At 62.0% G+C, this 16,041-nt stretch carries 13 protein-coding genes; 11 read left to right on the top strand and 2 right to left on the bottom strand.

Features of this window, described 5'->3' with window-relative positions:
* Position 1 precedes the first annotated feature (1 nt).
* The gene (locus IPK66_02930) at positions 2–1,015 is read left to right on the top strand and encodes an aldo/keto reductase (GenBank protein MBK8174264.1); all 1,014 of its coding nucleotides are present in this window, start codon (positions 2–4) and stop codon (positions 1,013–1,015) included.
* Between the two features lie 55 nt (positions 1,016–1,070).
* On the opposite strand, the gene glk is transcribed toward IPK66_02930, so the two are convergent.
* Both glk and IPK66_02920 read right to left on the bottom strand, forming a co-directional pair.
* A complete protein-coding gene (gene glk, locus IPK66_02925) occupies positions 1,071–2,024 on the bottom strand; it encodes a glucokinase (GenBank protein MBK8174263.1) in 954 nt (317 codons plus the stop codon).
* Positions 2,025–2,556: 532 nt separating this feature from the next.
* On the bottom strand, positions 2,557–2,874 hold the full coding sequence (locus IPK66_02920; GenBank protein ID MBK8174262.1) for a hypothetical protein: 318 nt from the start codon (positions 2,872–2,874) through the stop codon (positions 2,557–2,559).
* Between the two features lie 398 nt (positions 2,875–3,272).
* Between IPK66_02920 and IPK66_02915 the strand changes: the two genes are divergently transcribed.
* The 10 genes from IPK66_02915 to IPK66_02870 all read left to right on the top strand — a co-directional run bounded on the left by IPK66_02915 (position 3,273) and on the right by IPK66_02870 (position 16,038).
* Positions 3,273–4,298 carry a gluconolaconase gene (locus tag IPK66_02915; protein MBK8174261.1) on the top strand — a complete coding sequence of 342 codons (1,026 nt, stop codon included), beginning with the start codon at positions 3,273–3,275 and terminating at the stop codon, positions 4,296–4,298.
* A 567-nt stretch (positions 4,299–4,865) separates the two neighbouring features.
* On the top strand, positions 4,866–5,186 hold the full coding sequence (locus IPK66_02910) for an SPOR domain-containing protein (GenBank protein ID MBK8174260.1): 321 nt from the start codon (positions 4,866–4,868) through the stop codon (positions 5,184–5,186).
* Positions 5,187–5,209: 23 nt separating this feature from the next.
* On the top strand, positions 5,210–5,734 hold the full coding sequence (locus tag IPK66_02905) for a hypothetical protein (GenBank protein MBK8174259.1): 525 nt from the start codon (positions 5,210–5,212) through the stop codon (positions 5,732–5,734).
* The gene (gene tssK, locus IPK66_02900; protein MBK8174258.1) at positions 5,734–7,119 is read left to right on the top strand and encodes a type VI secretion system baseplate subunit TssK; all 1,386 of its coding nucleotides are present in this window, start codon (positions 5,734–5,736) and stop codon (positions 7,117–7,119) included. The genes IPK66_02905 and tssK overlap by 1 nt, the downstream gene beginning before the upstream one ends.
* A gap of 2 nt (positions 7,120–7,121) precedes the next feature.
* A complete protein-coding gene (locus tag IPK66_02895) occupies positions 7,122–7,916 on the top strand; it encodes a DotU family type IV/VI secretion system protein (protein ID MBK8174257.1) in 795 nt (264 codons plus the stop codon).
* The gene (locus IPK66_02890) at positions 7,913–12,019 is read left to right on the top strand and encodes a hypothetical protein (protein MBK8174256.1); all 4,107 of its coding nucleotides are present in this window, start codon (positions 7,913–7,915) and stop codon (positions 12,017–12,019) included. The genes IPK66_02895 and IPK66_02890 overlap by 4 nt, the downstream gene beginning before the upstream one ends.
* Positions 12,020–12,024: 5 nt before the next feature.
* A complete protein-coding gene (gene tssA, locus IPK66_02885) occupies positions 12,025–13,182 on the top strand; it encodes a type VI secretion system protein TssA (protein ID MBK8174255.1) in 1,158 nt (385 codons plus the stop codon).
* A gap of 195 nt (positions 13,183–13,377) precedes the next feature.
* Positions 13,378–13,929 carry a type VI secretion system contractile sheath small subunit gene (gene tssB / locus IPK66_02880; protein ID MBK8174254.1) on the top strand — a complete coding sequence of 184 codons (552 nt, stop codon included), beginning with the start codon at positions 13,378–13,380 and terminating at the stop codon, positions 13,927–13,929.
* A gap of 83 nt (positions 13,930–14,012) precedes the next feature.
* Entirely contained in the window at positions 14,013–15,491 is a 1,479-nt protein-coding gene (gene tssC, locus IPK66_02875) for a type VI secretion system contractile sheath large subunit (GenBank protein MBK8174253.1), read from the top strand.
* A gap of 46 nt (positions 15,492–15,537) precedes the next feature.
* Positions 15,538–16,038 carry a type VI secretion system tube protein Hcp gene (locus IPK66_02870; protein ID MBK8174252.1) on the top strand — a complete coding sequence of 167 codons (501 nt, stop codon included), beginning with the start codon at positions 15,538–15,540 and terminating at the stop codon, positions 16,036–16,038.
* The last annotated feature ends 3 nt before the right edge of the window (positions 16,039–16,041 follow it).

The following is a 16,041-nucleotide window of genomic DNA, read 5'->3' as shown; positions in this document are numbered from 1 at the left end:
CATGCAAACGCGTCGTCTCGGCTCCGAAGGTCTGGAGTTGTCCGCCCTCGGCCTCGGCTGCATGGGCATGTCCGATTTCTACGGGCCAGCTGATCGCGCCCAAAGCATCGCCACCATCCACGCCGCGCAGGATGCCGGTATCACCCTGCTCGATACCGGTGACTTCTATGGCTGCGGCCATAACGAGATGCTGATCGCCGAAGCGATGCGCGGCCGCCGCCGCGAGGATGCGTTCATTGCCGTGAAGTTCGGGGCGATGCGCACGCCCGATGCCGGGTTCATCGGCTTCGACGGCCGGCCGTCGGCGGTCAAGAATTTCCTCGCCTACAGCCTGAAGCGGCTCGGCACCGATTACGTCGACCTCTATCAGCCGGCGCGCATCGACCCCAACGTGCCGATCGAGGAGACCGTCGGCGCGATCAAGGAGATGATCGAGCGCGGCTATGTTCGCTACCTCGGCCTCTCCGAGGCGTCAGCGGCGACGCTGCGCCGGGCCCATGCGGTCCATCCGGTCGCCTGGCTGCAGATCGAATATTCGCTGTTTTCGCGCGGCATCGAGGCGGACATCCTGCCGACCGCCCGGGCGCTCGGCATCAGCATCGCCGCTTACGGTGTGCTGTCGCGGGGCCTTTTGAGCGGGCACTGGCCGGCACAGGCCGCTGGGACGGCGCCCGATTTCCGTTCGCGCCTGCCGCGGTTCACTGGCGATAACCTGGAGAAGAACCTCGCCCTCGTCGAGGCGCTACGGGCGCTAGCCGCTGACAAGGGCATCACCGTCGCCCAGCTCGCCATCGCCTGGGTCCTGGCCCGTGGCGCCGATATCATCCCGCTGATCGGCGCGCGTAGGCCCGAGCGCCTCGAAGAAGCCCTTAACGCGCTCGGCGTCGTCCTGAGCACCGACGACCTTGCCCGCATCGAGCAGGCGGTGCCGGCGGGGGCGACGGCCGGTGATCGCTACGACGCGGCGCAGATGGGCATGCTCGACAGCGAACGGCCGCGCACGATCCCCGTCTGAGAGGGGCCCGCGGCCCGCGCGGCTCCTCCGACGGCGGTTCGTCCGACAGGCAGCCTCAGCGGTCGGAGACCAGCGAGGCGAGACCGATGAACGCCGGCAGCGGATGAATGATCACCGCGGTCGGGATGGTTTCGAGGTAGCCGCGGAAGCGCCCCTTGTCCTCAAATCTGCGGCGGAAATTCTCGGCAGCGAAATGAACTCCGAGCTTGGGGACGATGCCGCCGGCGATATAGATGCCGCCGCGCGCATCGAAGGTGACGGCGAGGTTGGCGGCAACGGTGCCGAGCATGACGCTGAACAGACGCAGCGCCTCGGCGCTGATCGCGCAAGTGCCGGCCATGGCCCGCGCGGTGCACTCCGGCGGGGTCATCTCAGGGTCGATTTCGCGACCGTCGACCTCGCCGATTGCCCGGTAGAGGTTGACGAGGCCGGGACCGGACAGCACGCGTTCGGCGGAGACGTGCCCGAAGGTACGGCGCAGCGCCGCGATCACCGTGGCCTCCCGCTCGTCGAACGCGGGCAGAGTGACGTGGCCGCCCTCGCTCGACACCGGCACCCGGCCGCCGCCGTGGGTGCGGATCAGCCCCGCCATGCCAAGACCGGTACCGGCGCCAAGCACGGCGATGGCCGCGTCGGGATCGGCTTCGCCGCCACCGACGCGACGGACATCGGCGGCCGACAGGCGCGTCAGACCCAGAGCGACGGCGATGAAGTCGTTGACCACATCGAGGCCGGCGAGACCGAGCTGGCGGCGCGTCTCGTCAATCGAGAACACCCACGGATGATTGGTCATGCGCACCTCGTCGCTCTTGATCGGCGAGGCGACGGCCAGCGCCGCGCGCTTTGGCCGTGACCCGGCATCGAGGCCGCCAAGATAGGCCTCACAGGCACCGACAAGGCTCGGGTAGTCGGCGCACTGCAAGACGCTGACCCGCTCGACCGTGTCGTCCTCGCCGACCAGAGCGAAGCGCACGTTGGTACCACCGATATCGGCGATCAATCCCGGCATTGTTGTTCTGTGCTCCCTGTTGGACGTTGTCCCAAGCTCATAGCAGGCGCGGGCATCACACGTTGACAAGCGTTTTCGTCTCACCGCGCCGCGCCCCCAAATGCTGCAATGCGGTTGAGGTTACGGATGAGAAACTCGCCCAGCGCTCCGCTCTATCGATGCGATCGTTGGGTAATCGGTATTCGATTTCCACGTGTCTGACCGATGACGCAAGCGTGTTGCATTTTTATCGTATGTAATTCAATGCATTAAAGAACAACCCGGTGACTGCCTACAAGGTATGCACGATCGAATGGCGTGACCCGAAATTTGTCATTTGAATTTCACCATGCGAACGACTATCTGACTTCTTGTGCGGTGCAGCACACTCCCTCTCGGAGGTTGCTGCCCGTGCTTCTTGGACGTTTCCTCCCAAAACTCGGGCCGTCTCGTACGGCCCTTTTTTTGTTCACATGCCGCGATGGCGAGAAAAACGCGGGCGGCCATGCCGCTTCGCGGTTGCGATAGAGAAAGCACGGTCGAGAAACGACGGTTAACGGCATATACGCTGTTCGACGGTCATAAGTTCGTGGCGCGCCTGTCGGTACGCGCTGATCGGAACGGCTGTCGTCGCGACGAGCGCTTCGAGATTGGCCTCAGCGGTCTTTCGGAGGCGTTCGCGACCTTCAGGGGTCCTTAGGTCCATTTCCCGCTCGATCGCGGCGATATTGGCGCACGCTTGGGCGAAGCGCTCGACCCGCAGACGCATGTGTTCGGCGGTTTGAACCCGATCGCGCCATCGTCGCCAATCGTCGAGGGCCATGCGAAGCTCGTCCATCGTAAGACGGTGAAGATCATTCATAATCTGCATCGACGTTCCATAGGCCTGATTCCTCCAAGGCGAGCCAATATACTCCAAAAACGAGAGTACGCATGAGGCTTGGATGGGGCGGAAAACGCGATTGTCTTTTCGTGCGATCGACTTGAGACAGGCTCTGATGCTGCAAAGGGCTGGGAACAGCGGCTTTTTCGCGTTGTCGCGTCGCGGCGATCGTCAGCCAGCGGTCACCGTAACGCAGCTCAGCGGCGACAAGGCCTCAATTATCCTGCCAACTCTAATGCCGACGGGAGGTTTTCGTGCGCTCATACGCTGTCGTCCTTCTTTCCTGCCTTGCCCTTGCCGAATCTTCCAAGATCGCAGCAGCTGATCCGCTTCCTGTCGAACGGACGATCGGCTCGCTGGAGGCAGTGTTCTTGTTCACTGGCGCGATGCCGACCGGTGTGGCCGTCACGGAAAGTGGAAGAATTTTTGTCAATTTTCCGCGATGGGGCGATGACGTGCCCTTTACCGTCGGGGAGATTCGCAACGGCGAACTCGTGGCGTATCCAACAGTATCGATCAACAACGCCAATGGTTGGACGTCGGAAGAACGGTTGGTCAGCGTGCAGAGTGTTGTCGCTGACGCGAAGAACCGTCTGTGGATTCTTGACACGGGTTCTCCGGAGTTTCGTGAGCCGGTGGCCGGCGGAGCCAAACTCGTGGCCGTTGATCTCGCAACGGACCGCGTTGCCGAGACGATCGTTTTGCCTGAGACGGTGGTGCTTCCGACAACGTACGTTAACGATCTTCGCCTCAATCTGCGTCAGGGTGAGGGTGGAGTGGCTTACATCACCGATTCGTCAGTGAAAGGACCTGGCGGGCTGATCGTCGTCGACCTCGCAACCAAGGAAGCATGGCGCCGGCTCAGTGGCCATCCGTCAGTCCAGGCCGACCGAAGTTTCGTGCCGATCGTCGAAGGGGAAGTGTTGATGATGCGGCCTCCGGACGGCCCGGCGCGTCCATTCCAGGTCGCCGCCGACGGCATCGCCCTCTCCGCGGATGGTCAGACGCTGTATTACAGCCCGCTGTCAAGTCGCCACCTTTTCTCGGTGCCAACAGCCCTTCTCTCTGATCGCAGCGTCGAGGATGCCACGGTCGCGGCAGCCGTGGTCGATCTTGGCGAAAAAGGCGCATCCGACGGACTTGAGGTGGACAACGCCAGCCGGCTCTACGCCACCGACTATGAAAACAACAGCGTCCGCCGACGCCTCGTCGATGGAAGCTGGGAGACCGTCGCGCACGATCCGCGCCTGCTATGGCCGGACTCGCTGTCCATTGGAGCCGATGGTTATCTTTATGTCACCGCGAACCAATTGCATCGGCAGCCGCAGTTCAATGGCGGTCAAGATCTACGCGAAAAACCATACGTATTATTCCGACTTCAGGTTGGAGCAGAACCGGAGGCGCTTAAATGAGTGCTCAGGGTCATAAAGTCGACATCTAACCCCTTGCCGGTAGCCCAGTTGGGGTCGTAAAAGAGCAACTAGGCTGATGGCGGAGCATTCAACGACTCTGCCACGGGCGGAACGGAATTCCCGGACGCGTTACCACGGCGATGATCGTGCGCCGTGCGAGGACGCGAGGCGCGCGCTTCAGGAGCATCAGCGTTGTCGTATGTGGGTTCCTACCGGTTTTTGTTGGGAGGCTTGGCCGCAACGACGGTCGTTTCATTTTCGCTGGGGGCAGCGTGCACCCTTTGGCTGGTTGCATCGCAAATCCCCGAGTTTGGGACCGGATCGGCGCATGACGGCGGGACGACGGCCGCCGAGGGCGCGAGCGGGTTACTGAGGAGCGCTGCCGCGGCGGCGCCAGCGTCAGGGCCTTCGTCCGCCATGCCGACCAGGGATTCTCCCCCGGACGGCAGCTCGTCGGCCGAGGCACAAGCGGTCAATCGAGAAAGCGCAAGCTCGCCGCCGCAAAGCCCTCAAGGAGAACGCGAATCCCCTGGCGCCGTCGTAGAAAACGCGGCGCGGTCAACAGCCGTGGGCAAAACGGCAGTTGCGCCCGAGCCAGTATCGCCGCTTGCGCTGGCCAGCAGCTCGCGCCTGCCATACCAGGTTCAAATCGGGGCGTTTCTCGATCTCGCGACGGCACAGACGTTACGCGATTCGTTGCGCGGCCGTGGCTTTGACGTCGGTATCACTGATTTCCAGGCAGGCAACGGTGAATCATGGCATCTCGCGCAAGCGGGTGACTTCGCCGATCGCGCCGAGGCGTCTCGCGTGGTGGCGCAGCTGCACCGAGATATCGGCATCGATGCGCTGATCGTCCGGGCGCCGCCGCCAATGAACGAACCCCAGTGAAGCCATCCAGGTTTAATCGATTGATGCAGCTCTACAAGTTTCGATCGATCGCGCAAGCGCCGTGCATCGTGCTTCTCGGTACCGCCGGACTCGCCGCATGCACATCCCTCTCCCGGACCTTATGCATTGCCCCCGATGGGCCGAACACCGTCTCGATTGTCGCAGACGAAAACAGCAATCGCGATCGCGCCGTTGCCGTCGACCTCGTCTTCGTCAGCGATGCCTTACTGGCAGGGGAAATCGTTAAACTGAACGCAAGCGATTACTTCGCGAAGCGGACCCAACTCGAACGCGACTATCCCGGCGCAATGCGGATCACATCGTGGGAACTGGCTCCAGGACAGACCATCTCCGACGCTGCCATCGATGCCCCCTGTGCCGTTGATGCCACGCTGGTTTTCGCGAACTACGCCAGCCCTGGGGACCATCGCCAGCGTTTGGAGGACGGGCCGTCGCGTTTGCTTCTCGAATTGGGGGAGACGGATTTTGTCGTCGACAATGACAAGATGATGCCGAACCCAGCCCAGGCAGCAGCGACGGGCAGCTAATGAACGACGTACGAGGCATTCCGGAAAGCGTTCAGTGGCACGAGGGCATGCTGCTGTCGCCGCAGCATTTTCAGCAGGCGACGCGACGAGCCGACGCGCTTCTCGCCTATCTCGTCCTCGCCGCCGCGCCCTATGGTTGGGGTATCCGGCGACTCGTCATCGACTCCCGGGTCCTGTTGGACGGCATCTTCCGCTTGGACGCCGTCGAGGCGATTTTGCCAGACGGCTTGGTTGTCGTTGAGCCACAAGCGGACTCGCCGCCGCTCCAGCTCGATTTAGGCAGCGTCGAGCACGACTTCGCCGCGACACCGGCGACGGTCCATCTGTGCGTCGCCGCATGGTCCGATACACCCGCCGACATGGGGGGTGTGCCGAGGTTTCGCTCGGTAGAATCTCGCCCCATACGCGATGAGAACACGGGCGACGGCGCGATCGCGATTCCGCGACTACGGCCCGCGACACACCTGTTTCTGACCGACGCGCCGACGCGTTCCCCCCCCAATCTCTACACGAGCATTCCAATCGCTCGTATCGCCTTTCGTGACGATGGGTTCGCACTCGATTCGTTCATACCGCCAGCCCTGACCGTCGACCGTGACGGACACCTGTTCGATCTGGTCGATAACGTCGTCCGCCGATTACGTGAAAAGACGATGGCGCTGTCCGAACGTTTGCAGGGCCCGGTCGCTGAAGCCGATCAGGCGGTAGCGAGCGAGGGTTGGACGATTGTCCGTGCGATGGCGCAGGGGCTGTTTAAGCTCGAAGGGCTTCTGAGCAGTGGCGTGGCCCATCCGTTTTCTCTCTATCTCGCGTTGTGTGATGCCGTTGGCGGTCTCGCCTGCATCGACGGCCAGCCGTGCCCGCCACACTTGCCGCCTTACGTGCACGCCCATCCCCTTCCGGCATTTCGCGCGATCGTGGACTTCATTGATGGACTTCTTTCGCGCGTGCACGAGCCGTACCGGGCCATCCGCTTCAACCGCGATGACGACCGCTTCCAACTTGTCCTGCCGGTGGACTGGCTTTCGGGACGCACGCTCGCAGTCGGCGCGCGCGCTGCAGCCGGGCAGGGCCTACCGTCGGTCGCCGAATGGATGTCCGATGCGTGGATCGGCTCGACGTCGCGCATGCGGGGCATCCGCGAGCGGCGAATCCTGGGTACGGCCCGGCGCCCGGTCGAGCGAATTGAAGAGCTTGGACTGATGCCGCCCCGCCATGTGCTGTTGTTCGCCGTCGATGTTGATCCCGCATTCATTGTCGCGGGCGAGACCCTCGAAATCGCCAGCCCACAGGGTCGCGACGCGCCGGGCCATCCCAGCGAACTCATTCTCTACGTCCCGCCCGATCGCACGCCTTCCGACAGAAGACGGGACGAGGACGCCTGACAATGGAGCCGTTGCTCGCCCCCGATCTGGTGCGCGTCGGCACGCAGTTCCGCAGGTTTTACGGCGAACTCGTGTCCGCGCAACGATTAGCCGAGACCGGAGACAGCGGCGCGAGCGATGGCATCGTCGTTGCTGTTGGCGATCGCGACGCAGAAACGGTGGCGCGGACGATCTTCGCTCGCTTGCATCGGGTGCTGGGCGAACTCGGCTACGGAGCCTATCGGATCGGCAGGCCGACCGCCCTCGACATCGATGTCGGCTACATCATGGCTGCTCTCGCTGATGAGACGCTGCTGCACCGAGTGAAATGGCCGGGACGCGACCGATGGCAGTCGATGCTGCTCGAGGATGCGCTCTATGGCAGCCGCATTGCGGGGGAGCGAATTTTTGAGGCGGCGGAAGAGTTGGCGCATGGCAGCTCCGTTTTCCGCTCGGATATTGCCCTCGCCATTCTTCTAACCCTGCAGCTCGGCTTTCGTGGCCGGTATCGCGGAATCAACGATGAGGGCGCGCCCGCCCGCTTGCGCTCGCGCCTTTACGAATTGCTCTGCCATAGGCCCTGGAATGAAACGCTTGAGTGGCGGACGAGCTTCGCCGCCGCGTACCAGCCGACCCTCGGCGAAGACCACGCCGCGGGCTTGCCAAGGTTGCGCCCCTGGCTCGCGGCGATCGCCGTGACCGTCTGCGGATTCCTTCTCGTCAACCACATGATCTGGAGAAACGCCACCCACGATATCGTCGAGCGGGCCAGCCAGGTGGTTGAAGAAGGGGCCAAGATTGAAGGTTGGGGCGATTGAACGACACCACGCACCTCGTTCGCGTACTGCTACAAGCGGCGCCGCTCGTCGCCAGCGTCCTCGCCGTCCTGCTCGTCGTCGTCCTGATCATCATCATTTGGCAATTTCACCGCCGCTCGCCCGCCGGCCCCGGCGAGGCGCCGAGCACAGCCGTACCGTCAAAGCGCGAACGCGCTTTGAACATTCGCCGCGGAATCGACATGGTAAAACATGTAATCCACCGCGTCGAAGCGATGACCGGGGCGACCGACCGACTCTACGCGCTGCCGTGGGTAGCTGTCATACCGGTCGGCGGCGCTCGAGGCGAGGACATCGTTGACGGACTCGACCCGGCTCCGGGTGAAGCGCCGGGACTATCGGCCGACTCGATACCGGCCAACGCGCGAATTGGAATTGATCTTCGGCTCTGCCGTGGCGGTGTTGTCATCGCCGTCGACGGCGATGCCACGGCAGATATAGCATGGCTGCGCAGGTGGAAGGATGCCATTCGCGCGCTGCGGGATCGGCGTCCAAACCGGCCGCTCGATGGCATCGTCCTCGCCATTCCGGCCAGCGCGCTGACCGGTGAGCGTGGGGCATTGCACGATCGGTTAGTTTTGCTGGGCGAACAGCTCTATCAGGCCCTGTGGTCGCTGCAGACACTGACCGGCCTGAGGACGCCCGTCTACCTCGTCGTTACCAGCGCTGAGACGCTTGCAGGATTTCAGCCATTCGCCAGCGCCCTTCCGGCGGATGCGCGCGACGAGATGCTCGGCTGGTCTTCACCCTACGCGCTCGATACCGCCTTCTCACCCGCGTGGGTCGACGAAGGGATCGCCACCATCGTTCATGGCCTGTCCTCCTTACAGCTACAAATGATGATGGCGGAAGAGGAGGCCGAGACCGCCGATCGACTGTTTGTTCTGCCAAGCGATGTGGCGCGTTTGGCGGACGGCGTGAAGCTGGTGCTGACCGCCATGCTGCGAACGAGCGCCTATCATGAGGCTTTTCTGTTCCGCGGCTTTTATTTGTCGGGACGTCAACCGGTCGTCGGACCAGTCTCCTCCGGCGATTCCGAAGCGGTGGGCCGTGTTCAGGGACGGCCGGACTTTGTGCGGACGCTGTTCGCTGAGAAGGTATTTCGCGAGTACCGTCTTGCGCGGCCAGCGCGCGGTGCGCTGACGCGCCGTCAGCGTCATGTGCGCTGGGCGAAAGCGGCTCTGGCCACCGCTGCCGTTCTTGGCGTGTTTTCAACGCTCAACGTCCTGGGGACAAAGCCGCGGGTCGACAGCGTGCGGGACCTCGTGGATGCACTGCGCACCGAAGTTGGCCGCGTTCGAGTCGCCCTCGAGGTGAGCACGCAGACGGCAGATGTCGAACGCGTCGTGGCGGCGCGGAATATCGCCAAGGCGATGAGCCATGTTTCCGTCAGCAGTATTGAATCAATCGCGGCGCCGACATCCCTGCTGACAGGCGCTGATGCGAAGGTCGAGCAAGCGATCGCCGACGCCTACGACGCCGTGATCCTAAGAGCGATCTGGAAAGGCCTCGAAGCCAAGCTCGATGACATCGTCACCGACGCGCGGGCCGTCGCATCGGAGTCTTCGTCGAACAGTTCCGGCGCGGCAGCCGCGGCTGCGATCGACCACTTCGCGCGGCACGTCGAAGCACTCTCTCGCTTTGATCACTTCCTCGCAGAATATCAGGCGCTACGCGAAAATCAGAACGTCGACAACCTTGCATCTTTGGTCGAATATACTTTCGATATCAGCCTGCCGGCGGGGTTTCGCAGCAATTACCATCTTTATCAACAGGCGCTTGGCCAGATCCAGAACGTCGAGATCCCTCGTGGTGAATTAAGCAACCGCGCTGCACCACACTTGGACTTCGCGGTCAGAAGTGTCTTCTCTGCGGTTTTCGAGCACAGCGCCCTCGCCTCGTCCCTGACGTCTCTTAGCCAGGAGACCCGGGAAACTGCGGCTTTCGGAGGAACCGCCTCGAGGCGTCCGGCCGACGAGCGACTCGCTCAATTGCGCGATCTGCTGGCATCGATCGATATCGAGCTTTCGTCCGGCGCGTACGAATGGCTCGGCAGAGACGATCTCGATCTCAGTCCTGCAGTCGCTTCAAATCTCGTTTCCCTCGCCCGCTTGTCTTTCATAGCTCCCGAGTTTGTCGAAACCCTTCGTGCCGAGGGGCGCGAGCGCATGGCGAACGAGCGTGCGGCGTTGCTGGACACGCGCGCGTTTGATAACGAGCCAATCATCACTCAAAACGATGGCCAGCCGGTACTTTCGAAAAGCATCGTCGCCGTCAAAAACGCGATCGACGAGTTATTCAAGCAGCCTTTCGCCCGAACCACCAGCGCCGCGGGAATCGCCTCGGATAACCCAGCCGGTGGCCGCTTGATGTGGGATTCGCAAGAGCTACGCGAAGCCTCAACCGCGGCACAAGGATATCTCGTTAGCGCAGCCACGACGGTCACGCATCTTCCGCTCGGTGCCAAACGCGCGATTCAAGCGGCACAACAAGAGCTTCTGTCACGTTACGTCGATAACCTCGTTATCAACGCGGGCCGCGCCGGTGCTGGCAATTCGGCCGAGAGCCTGCGATTCGAAGGTGGTGGGTTGCGAGCCGAGGTCGTTAACTTTGCCGCGACGTCGCCACTGATCGCAAATCTGCGGGAAACTCTAGATATTCTTGGCTTCAGCGCTCCCGCCAATCGGCTGCGTCAGGCCGCAGGTGCGCAGGCCGCCCGTTTGCTACGGGAAACCGATTCTCGCCTCGCTGTTGAGGCGCCCTATCGACCGCGCGATCCGGCGTTCTCCAACTGGAATGGCCGCGGACCTGTAGCCGAACCAGCCTACGGCGCATCGAGCATCGCTGACCTTGCGGTGGTGATGGCGCTGCGGCGCGAGTACGTCGAACAGCTTGCCCGAGACTACGCGCAACCGGCCGTCGCGTATCTCGATGGTGAGGCGCGCGCCCGTTCGACACAGGGCGACACCTTGGCGGCGAAGTGGATGCTGATAATTCGCGCCCTGCAGCGCTATGAGCAGCGGGAACCCGGAAACTCCATCGAGCGCCTGGAACAGTACATCCTGGCTGGAATGGATCAGCTTAACCTGGACAACTGCCTTGATGAGACGAAGGACGACGAATGGGGAGCGGATTTTTTCAGTGAACGACTTGCAGCGCTGAAAAAATCGATCGCGCTGCGCTGTGAGAGCTTAAAGCACGCCGATGTGCAGGCTCGTTATGGCCGTCTGCAAGCCGCTTTTCGCGATACGCTCGCGCTGCGATTTCCGTTCGTTGGCGTTGGTGGCAGCAGCGGCAGTGGATCTGCCTTCGACTTTTCCGGTTATCCCGCCGCCGATCCGAATGACGTGCGGCGATTTTTTATAAACTTCGGCGCCGATCTCCGCGCGCTTCCATCGCTGCTGCGCGATCCACGGCTGTTTGATGCCGCGGCAGGCCAGATGGCGGCGGCATTCCTTGACCAAATGGCTCGGGTGCGCGACGCGCTCGAGCCGATGCTGGCCGAACCGGGGCTGGACCGGCCGCTTGTCTATGATCTGTCAAGCGAATATCGCACCAATCCCGAGCAGTCTGTCGGTGGCAATCAGATCCTTCAGTGGTCCTTGCGCGTCGGTGATGCCCGACGCAACGTTACCGCTGACCCGCTCGCCTGGACGATTGGTGATCCAGTAACGGTCTCGCTGCGGTGGGCGATGAACGCTCCACAAGTGCCCGTCGCAGCAGAGAGTGGAGCGAGTGTCACAGGCACGACGGCGACCTTTGCCTTCAACGATCCGTGGGCGTTGTTTTCGCTGATCGCGGCACACGCCCCTCCAGCACCGGTGATGAGCACGCTTGCGGATCGGCGATCGGAAGTCCTGCGCTTTACGATCCCGTTGCGCCGCAATCCTCTGGCGGCTTTAGGTGGCGAAGATGTGGACAGCGCGGTGGTCTACATGCGGCTCGGACTGACAGCGGTCATTCGCGTCGCCGGGCAGCCGGATCGACGCGAACCGGTGGCGATGCCGTTTTTCCCGCCCTCGGCTCCGGATATCGTGCCGGCAACGCGGCTGAGCGGCGCCCCCCGGACAGGCGGTGAGGGATGACGGCGGTGCGCAACCTCGCACGCGCGCCATCGAACCCCGCATTCACCTTCGATGTGAGGCGATTGGTCGAGCCGATCCCGGGCCCCCGGGCAACTGGCATCGGCGTGCGCTACGCCGGCGATTATGACCGGATCGAAGAGGCGCGCAGCCGCGACGATCCGGCCCTGCCGCAAGGGGTCTGGCAATACGAGCTCAAGCGCGCCGACTGGCAAGAAGTCGTCCGTCTATGCGCCAAAACGCTCGAGACCCGATCGAAAGACCTTCAGGTGGCTGCTTGGCTCGTCGAAGCGCGTATGCATCAGCGTGGCTTTTCGGCACTGGCCGAGGGCCTCGTTCTGCTGGAGCTGCTGTGCGAACGCTACTGGAGCGAACTGTTCCCTGCCCTGGACGAGGAAGACCCGCAAGCGCGTTTCGCGCCATTCGACTGGCTGAACGAAAAATTGCCGCCAATTCTCTACCAGCTGCCGCTCACCGTCGATGATGACGGGCGACCCGGATATGGATGGTCTGATTACGCCAACGCGCAACGGCTCGAAACCTTGCGTCAGCGCGACGCCAAGCAAGCGGATCGCGCCGAGGCACGTGGGGCGATTAATCTTGCCGCCGTCCAGGCTCGAATCGATTCAACGGCACCGGCCTTCTATCAAGAGACCGTGCGCGCGCTTGACGATGCGGATCGGGCTCTCGCCAGCTTGGGGCGGTTGCTCAGCGCTCGCGCTGCGTTCGACGGCGCCCTGATCGCCGTGCGCGCGGCGATCGGCGCACTGCGGGGTTTTTGTCGCACCATTCTCAAGGAACGAGGCACCGGGATGCCGGATCCATCGATCGCTCCGACAGCGGAGCCTGCGGCTAACGGTGTGGACCATCCAGATGCGGCCTCCGCATTGGCGGCGGCGAGCGCCGGCGATGCCGTGGAAGCCTTCGCTAGTACGTCACCAGCATCGGCCATCCGCAGCCGTGACGAAGCATACCGAATGCTCGCCGAAATTGCCGACTTCCTGCACCACGCCGAACCACACAGCCCGACGCCCTACCTCATCCGCCGCGCTGTGAGTTGGGGAAACATGCCCTTGCATGAATTGCTCATCGAGCTTTCCCGCGGTGGGCGGGACATGTCGCTGCTCTTCGAACTGCTCGGATTCAGTGAGCCGCCAAGAAAATAGCTAGTCGGAATAGACTGCGGAAACAAACGATCACAATCGGGGTATTTAAGGCTAGTAAGAGGCAAAAAATGAGGATAATGTTTGTATAATTGCACAGCATGGCACTCTCTGCTCTAGCTATTGACATTACGTGATTTGGCGTTCACTGGCGACGCGGTTCGGGTTCTAACGCGTCGATGAAGGAGGAAGTGCAGGATGGCCGAGAGTTTGCAACACGTCCTGTCGCGCGTTCGCCCACCACGGGTGCAGATTACCTACGATGTCGAAACGGGCGGCGCGATCGAAAAGAAGGAGCTACCTTACATCGTCGGGATCATGGCCGATCTTTCAGGGGTGCCGGCCGAACCGTTGCCGAAAGTCAAAGATCGCAAGTTTGTCGAGATCGATCGCGACAACTTCAACGATGTCATGTCAGCGTGCTCCCCTCGACTGCCAATCCGCGTGAACAACCGTCTAAAACCCGAGGCTGGCGACATGTTGAATGTCGAGCTGACATTCAAGTCCATGGATGATTTCAATCCTGCCAACCTCGTCAACCAAGTCCCGGCGCTGCGCAAGCTTTACGAGGGACGACAGAGATTGCGCGATCTCTTAACTAAGCTCGATGGCAACGACGAACTTGACGCCCTCTTGCGCCAGGTTGTGGAAAATACCGAAAGCCAGAGCGCGTTACGGGAACAGGTGGGTCCCGTGGAGGACGGCGACGGCGCCACCCCCGCTACCGATGATGCCAGCCCTCAGGCTTAGCCCGCAGAACCACTCCAGTAGACAGAGCCCGATCCTCACGTCCGGCTGTGAGTGAATGATGAGAGAGACAGGAGGCCATTACCATGGCGGAAGAGACCGAAAGCGCGCAGGCAGTCGATGGCGCAGCGGAAGCGACCTTGCTCGATCGCATTATTACCGACGGTAAACTCGCCCGCGATGAATCGCAGCGCATTTACGCGCGCGATCTGATTGGCGAGTTCGTTAATGACGTGCTCGCCGACGGCAAGCGCGTCAGCCCGGACGTCGTCGCGCTGATCAACGATCGGATTGCCGAGATCGACGATCTGCTGAGTGATCAGATCAACGAAATCCTCCATCACGCCGAGTTCCAGAAGCTCGAAGCGTCCTGGCGCGGACTCAATTTCCTGGTGATGAACTCCGAGACAGGAACAAAGCTCAAGCTTCGCCTGCTCAACATCAGCAAATCCGATCTTCTCAAAGACCTCGAGCGGGCCGTCGAGTTCGACCAGAGCGCGCTGTTCAAAAAGATATACGAAGAGGAATACGGCACCTTCGGCGGGCATCCGTACAGCATGCTTGTCACCGACTACGAGTTCGGTCGGCACCCTCAGGACATCGCTCTGCTTCGCAAGCTGGCGGAGGTGGCGGCGGCGGCGCATGCACCTTGCATCGCGGCCGCAAGTCCGCGTCTGTTCGACATGGACGCCTTTACCGAAATGTCGATCCCGCGTGACCTCTCCAAGATTTTCGAAAGTGCCGAGCTGATCCAGTGGCGGTCGTTCCGGGCGAGCGAGGACAGCCGCTATATCGCGCTGGTCCTGCCGCATGTGCTGATGCGCCTGCCTTACGGCCCGGAAACGGTGCCGGTCGAGGGGATGGGCTTCGTCGAGGACGTCGACGGCCACGACCACAAAAAATATCTTTGGGGAAACGCCGCATACGCGCTGGCCGAGCGCATCACGCACGCGTTCTCTCTTTACGGCTGGACCGCGGCGATTCGCGGCGTCGAGGGGGGTGGCAAGGTCGAGGGCTTGCCGGCGCACACCTTCCAGACCGACGAAGGCGACATCGCGCTGAAGTGCCCGACGGAGCTCGCGATCACCGATCGGCGCGAAAAGGAGCTGAGCGACCTCGGCTTCATTACGCTCGTCCATTGTAAGAACACCGATTACGCGGCGTTCTTCGGCGGCCAGACGACGAATAATCCCCGCCTTTACAACACGCCGCAGGCAAACGCGAATGCCCGTTTGTCCGCCATGCTGCCCTATGTGCTCAACGCCTCGCGTTTCGCCCACTACGTCAAGGTGATGATGCGCGATAAGATCGGCAGCTTCATGACGAAGGAAAATGTTCAGACCTACCTGAACACGTGGATTATGGACTATGTCCTCGGCAAGGACGATGCCGGTCAGCCGCTGAAGGCACGCTATCCCCTTCGCGAGGCGCGCGTCGATGTCAGCGATGTCGCGGGAAAGCCCGGCTCCTATAACGCCGTCATCTTCCTTCGTCCGCACTTTCAACTCGAGGAATTGAGCGCGTCGATCCGTCTCGTCGCCGAATTGCCGGCGGCAGCCGCATAAGCACTGCTGCTGCGAAGTCCGCACCGCGAACGCAAGGAGGTCTCCGATGGCCACCAACATGTTTCTCAAGCTGGAGGAGCCCACGATCGAGGGCGAGGCCTCCGATTCCAGCCACGACAAAGAAATTCAGGTCCTCTCGTGGAGCCATTCGTTCAACCAGCCGACGTCGCCGACACGCAGTTCGGCTGGCGGCGGCACGGTCGAAATGGCCAATCACTCGGACTTCTCGTTTACAAAGTACACCGATGCAGCGACGGACGATCTTCTCAAGCAATGCTGGAGCGGCAAGACGATCGGCAAAGGGACGTTCACGTCCTACCGCTCGGACGGCAACAACACGCCCGTCAAATACCTTGAGATCATCATGGAAAACGTCATCGTTTCCAACGTCAGCCTCGGCGGTGGAACCGGCGACATTCCTACGGAGACGATCGCGTTAAGCTACGGCAAAGTGACCTATAATTACATTCCCCAAAAAGAGACGGATGGCACTGGCGAAGGCGTTCAACCCGTCTATCACGACCTGATTAAGCAGGAGGTTGGCTGATTG

Source organism: Rhodospirillales bacterium (genome assembly GCA_016712595.1).
In the GTDB taxonomy this organism is placed as follows: Bacteria; Pseudomonadota; Alphaproteobacteria; order Rhodospirillales; family Defluviicoccaceae; genus Defluviicoccus.
Note: the sequence above shows the minus strand (reverse complement) of the source record. Positions and strands in the feature narration are given on the sequence as shown.

Bases quoted from the DNA above. Each gene is read 5' to 3' on its own strand.
- IPK66_02930 (MBK8174264.1), top strand. From the start codon at position 2: ATGCAAACGCGTCGTCTCGGCTCCGAAGGTCTGGAGTTGTCCGCCCTC.
- IPK66_02895 (MBK8174257.1), top strand. From the start codon at position 7,122: ATGGAGCCGTTGCTCGCCCCCGATCTGGTGCGCGTCGGCACGCAGTTC.
- IPK66_02905 (MBK8174259.1), top strand. From the start codon at position 5,210: ATGCAGCTCTACAAGTTTCGATCGATCGCGCAAGCGCCGTGCATCGTG.
- tssC (MBK8174253.1), top strand. From the start codon at position 14,013: ATGGCGGAAGAGACCGAAAGCGCGCAGGCAGTCGATGGCGCAGCGGAA.
- glk (MBK8174263.1), bottom strand. From the start codon at position 2,024: ATGCCGGGATTGATCGCCGATATCGGTGGTACCAACGTGCGCTTCGCT.
- tssK (MBK8174258.1), top strand. From the start codon at position 5,734: ATGAACGACGTACGAGGCATTCCGGAAAGCGTTCAGTGGCACGAGGGC.
- tssB (MBK8174254.1), top strand. From the start codon at position 13,378: ATGGCCGAGAGTTTGCAACACGTCCTGTCGCGCGTTCGCCCACCACGG.
- IPK66_02920 (MBK8174262.1), bottom strand. From the start codon at position 2,874: ATGCAGATTATGAATGATCTTCACCGTCTTACGATGGACGAGCTTCGC.
- IPK66_02915 (MBK8174261.1), top strand. From the start codon at position 3,273: ATGCCGACCGGTGTGGCCGTCACGGAAAGTGGAAGAATTTTTGTCAAT.
- IPK66_02870 (MBK8174252.1), top strand. From the start codon at position 15,538: ATGGCCACCAACATGTTTCTCAAGCTGGAGGAGCCCACGATCGAGGGC.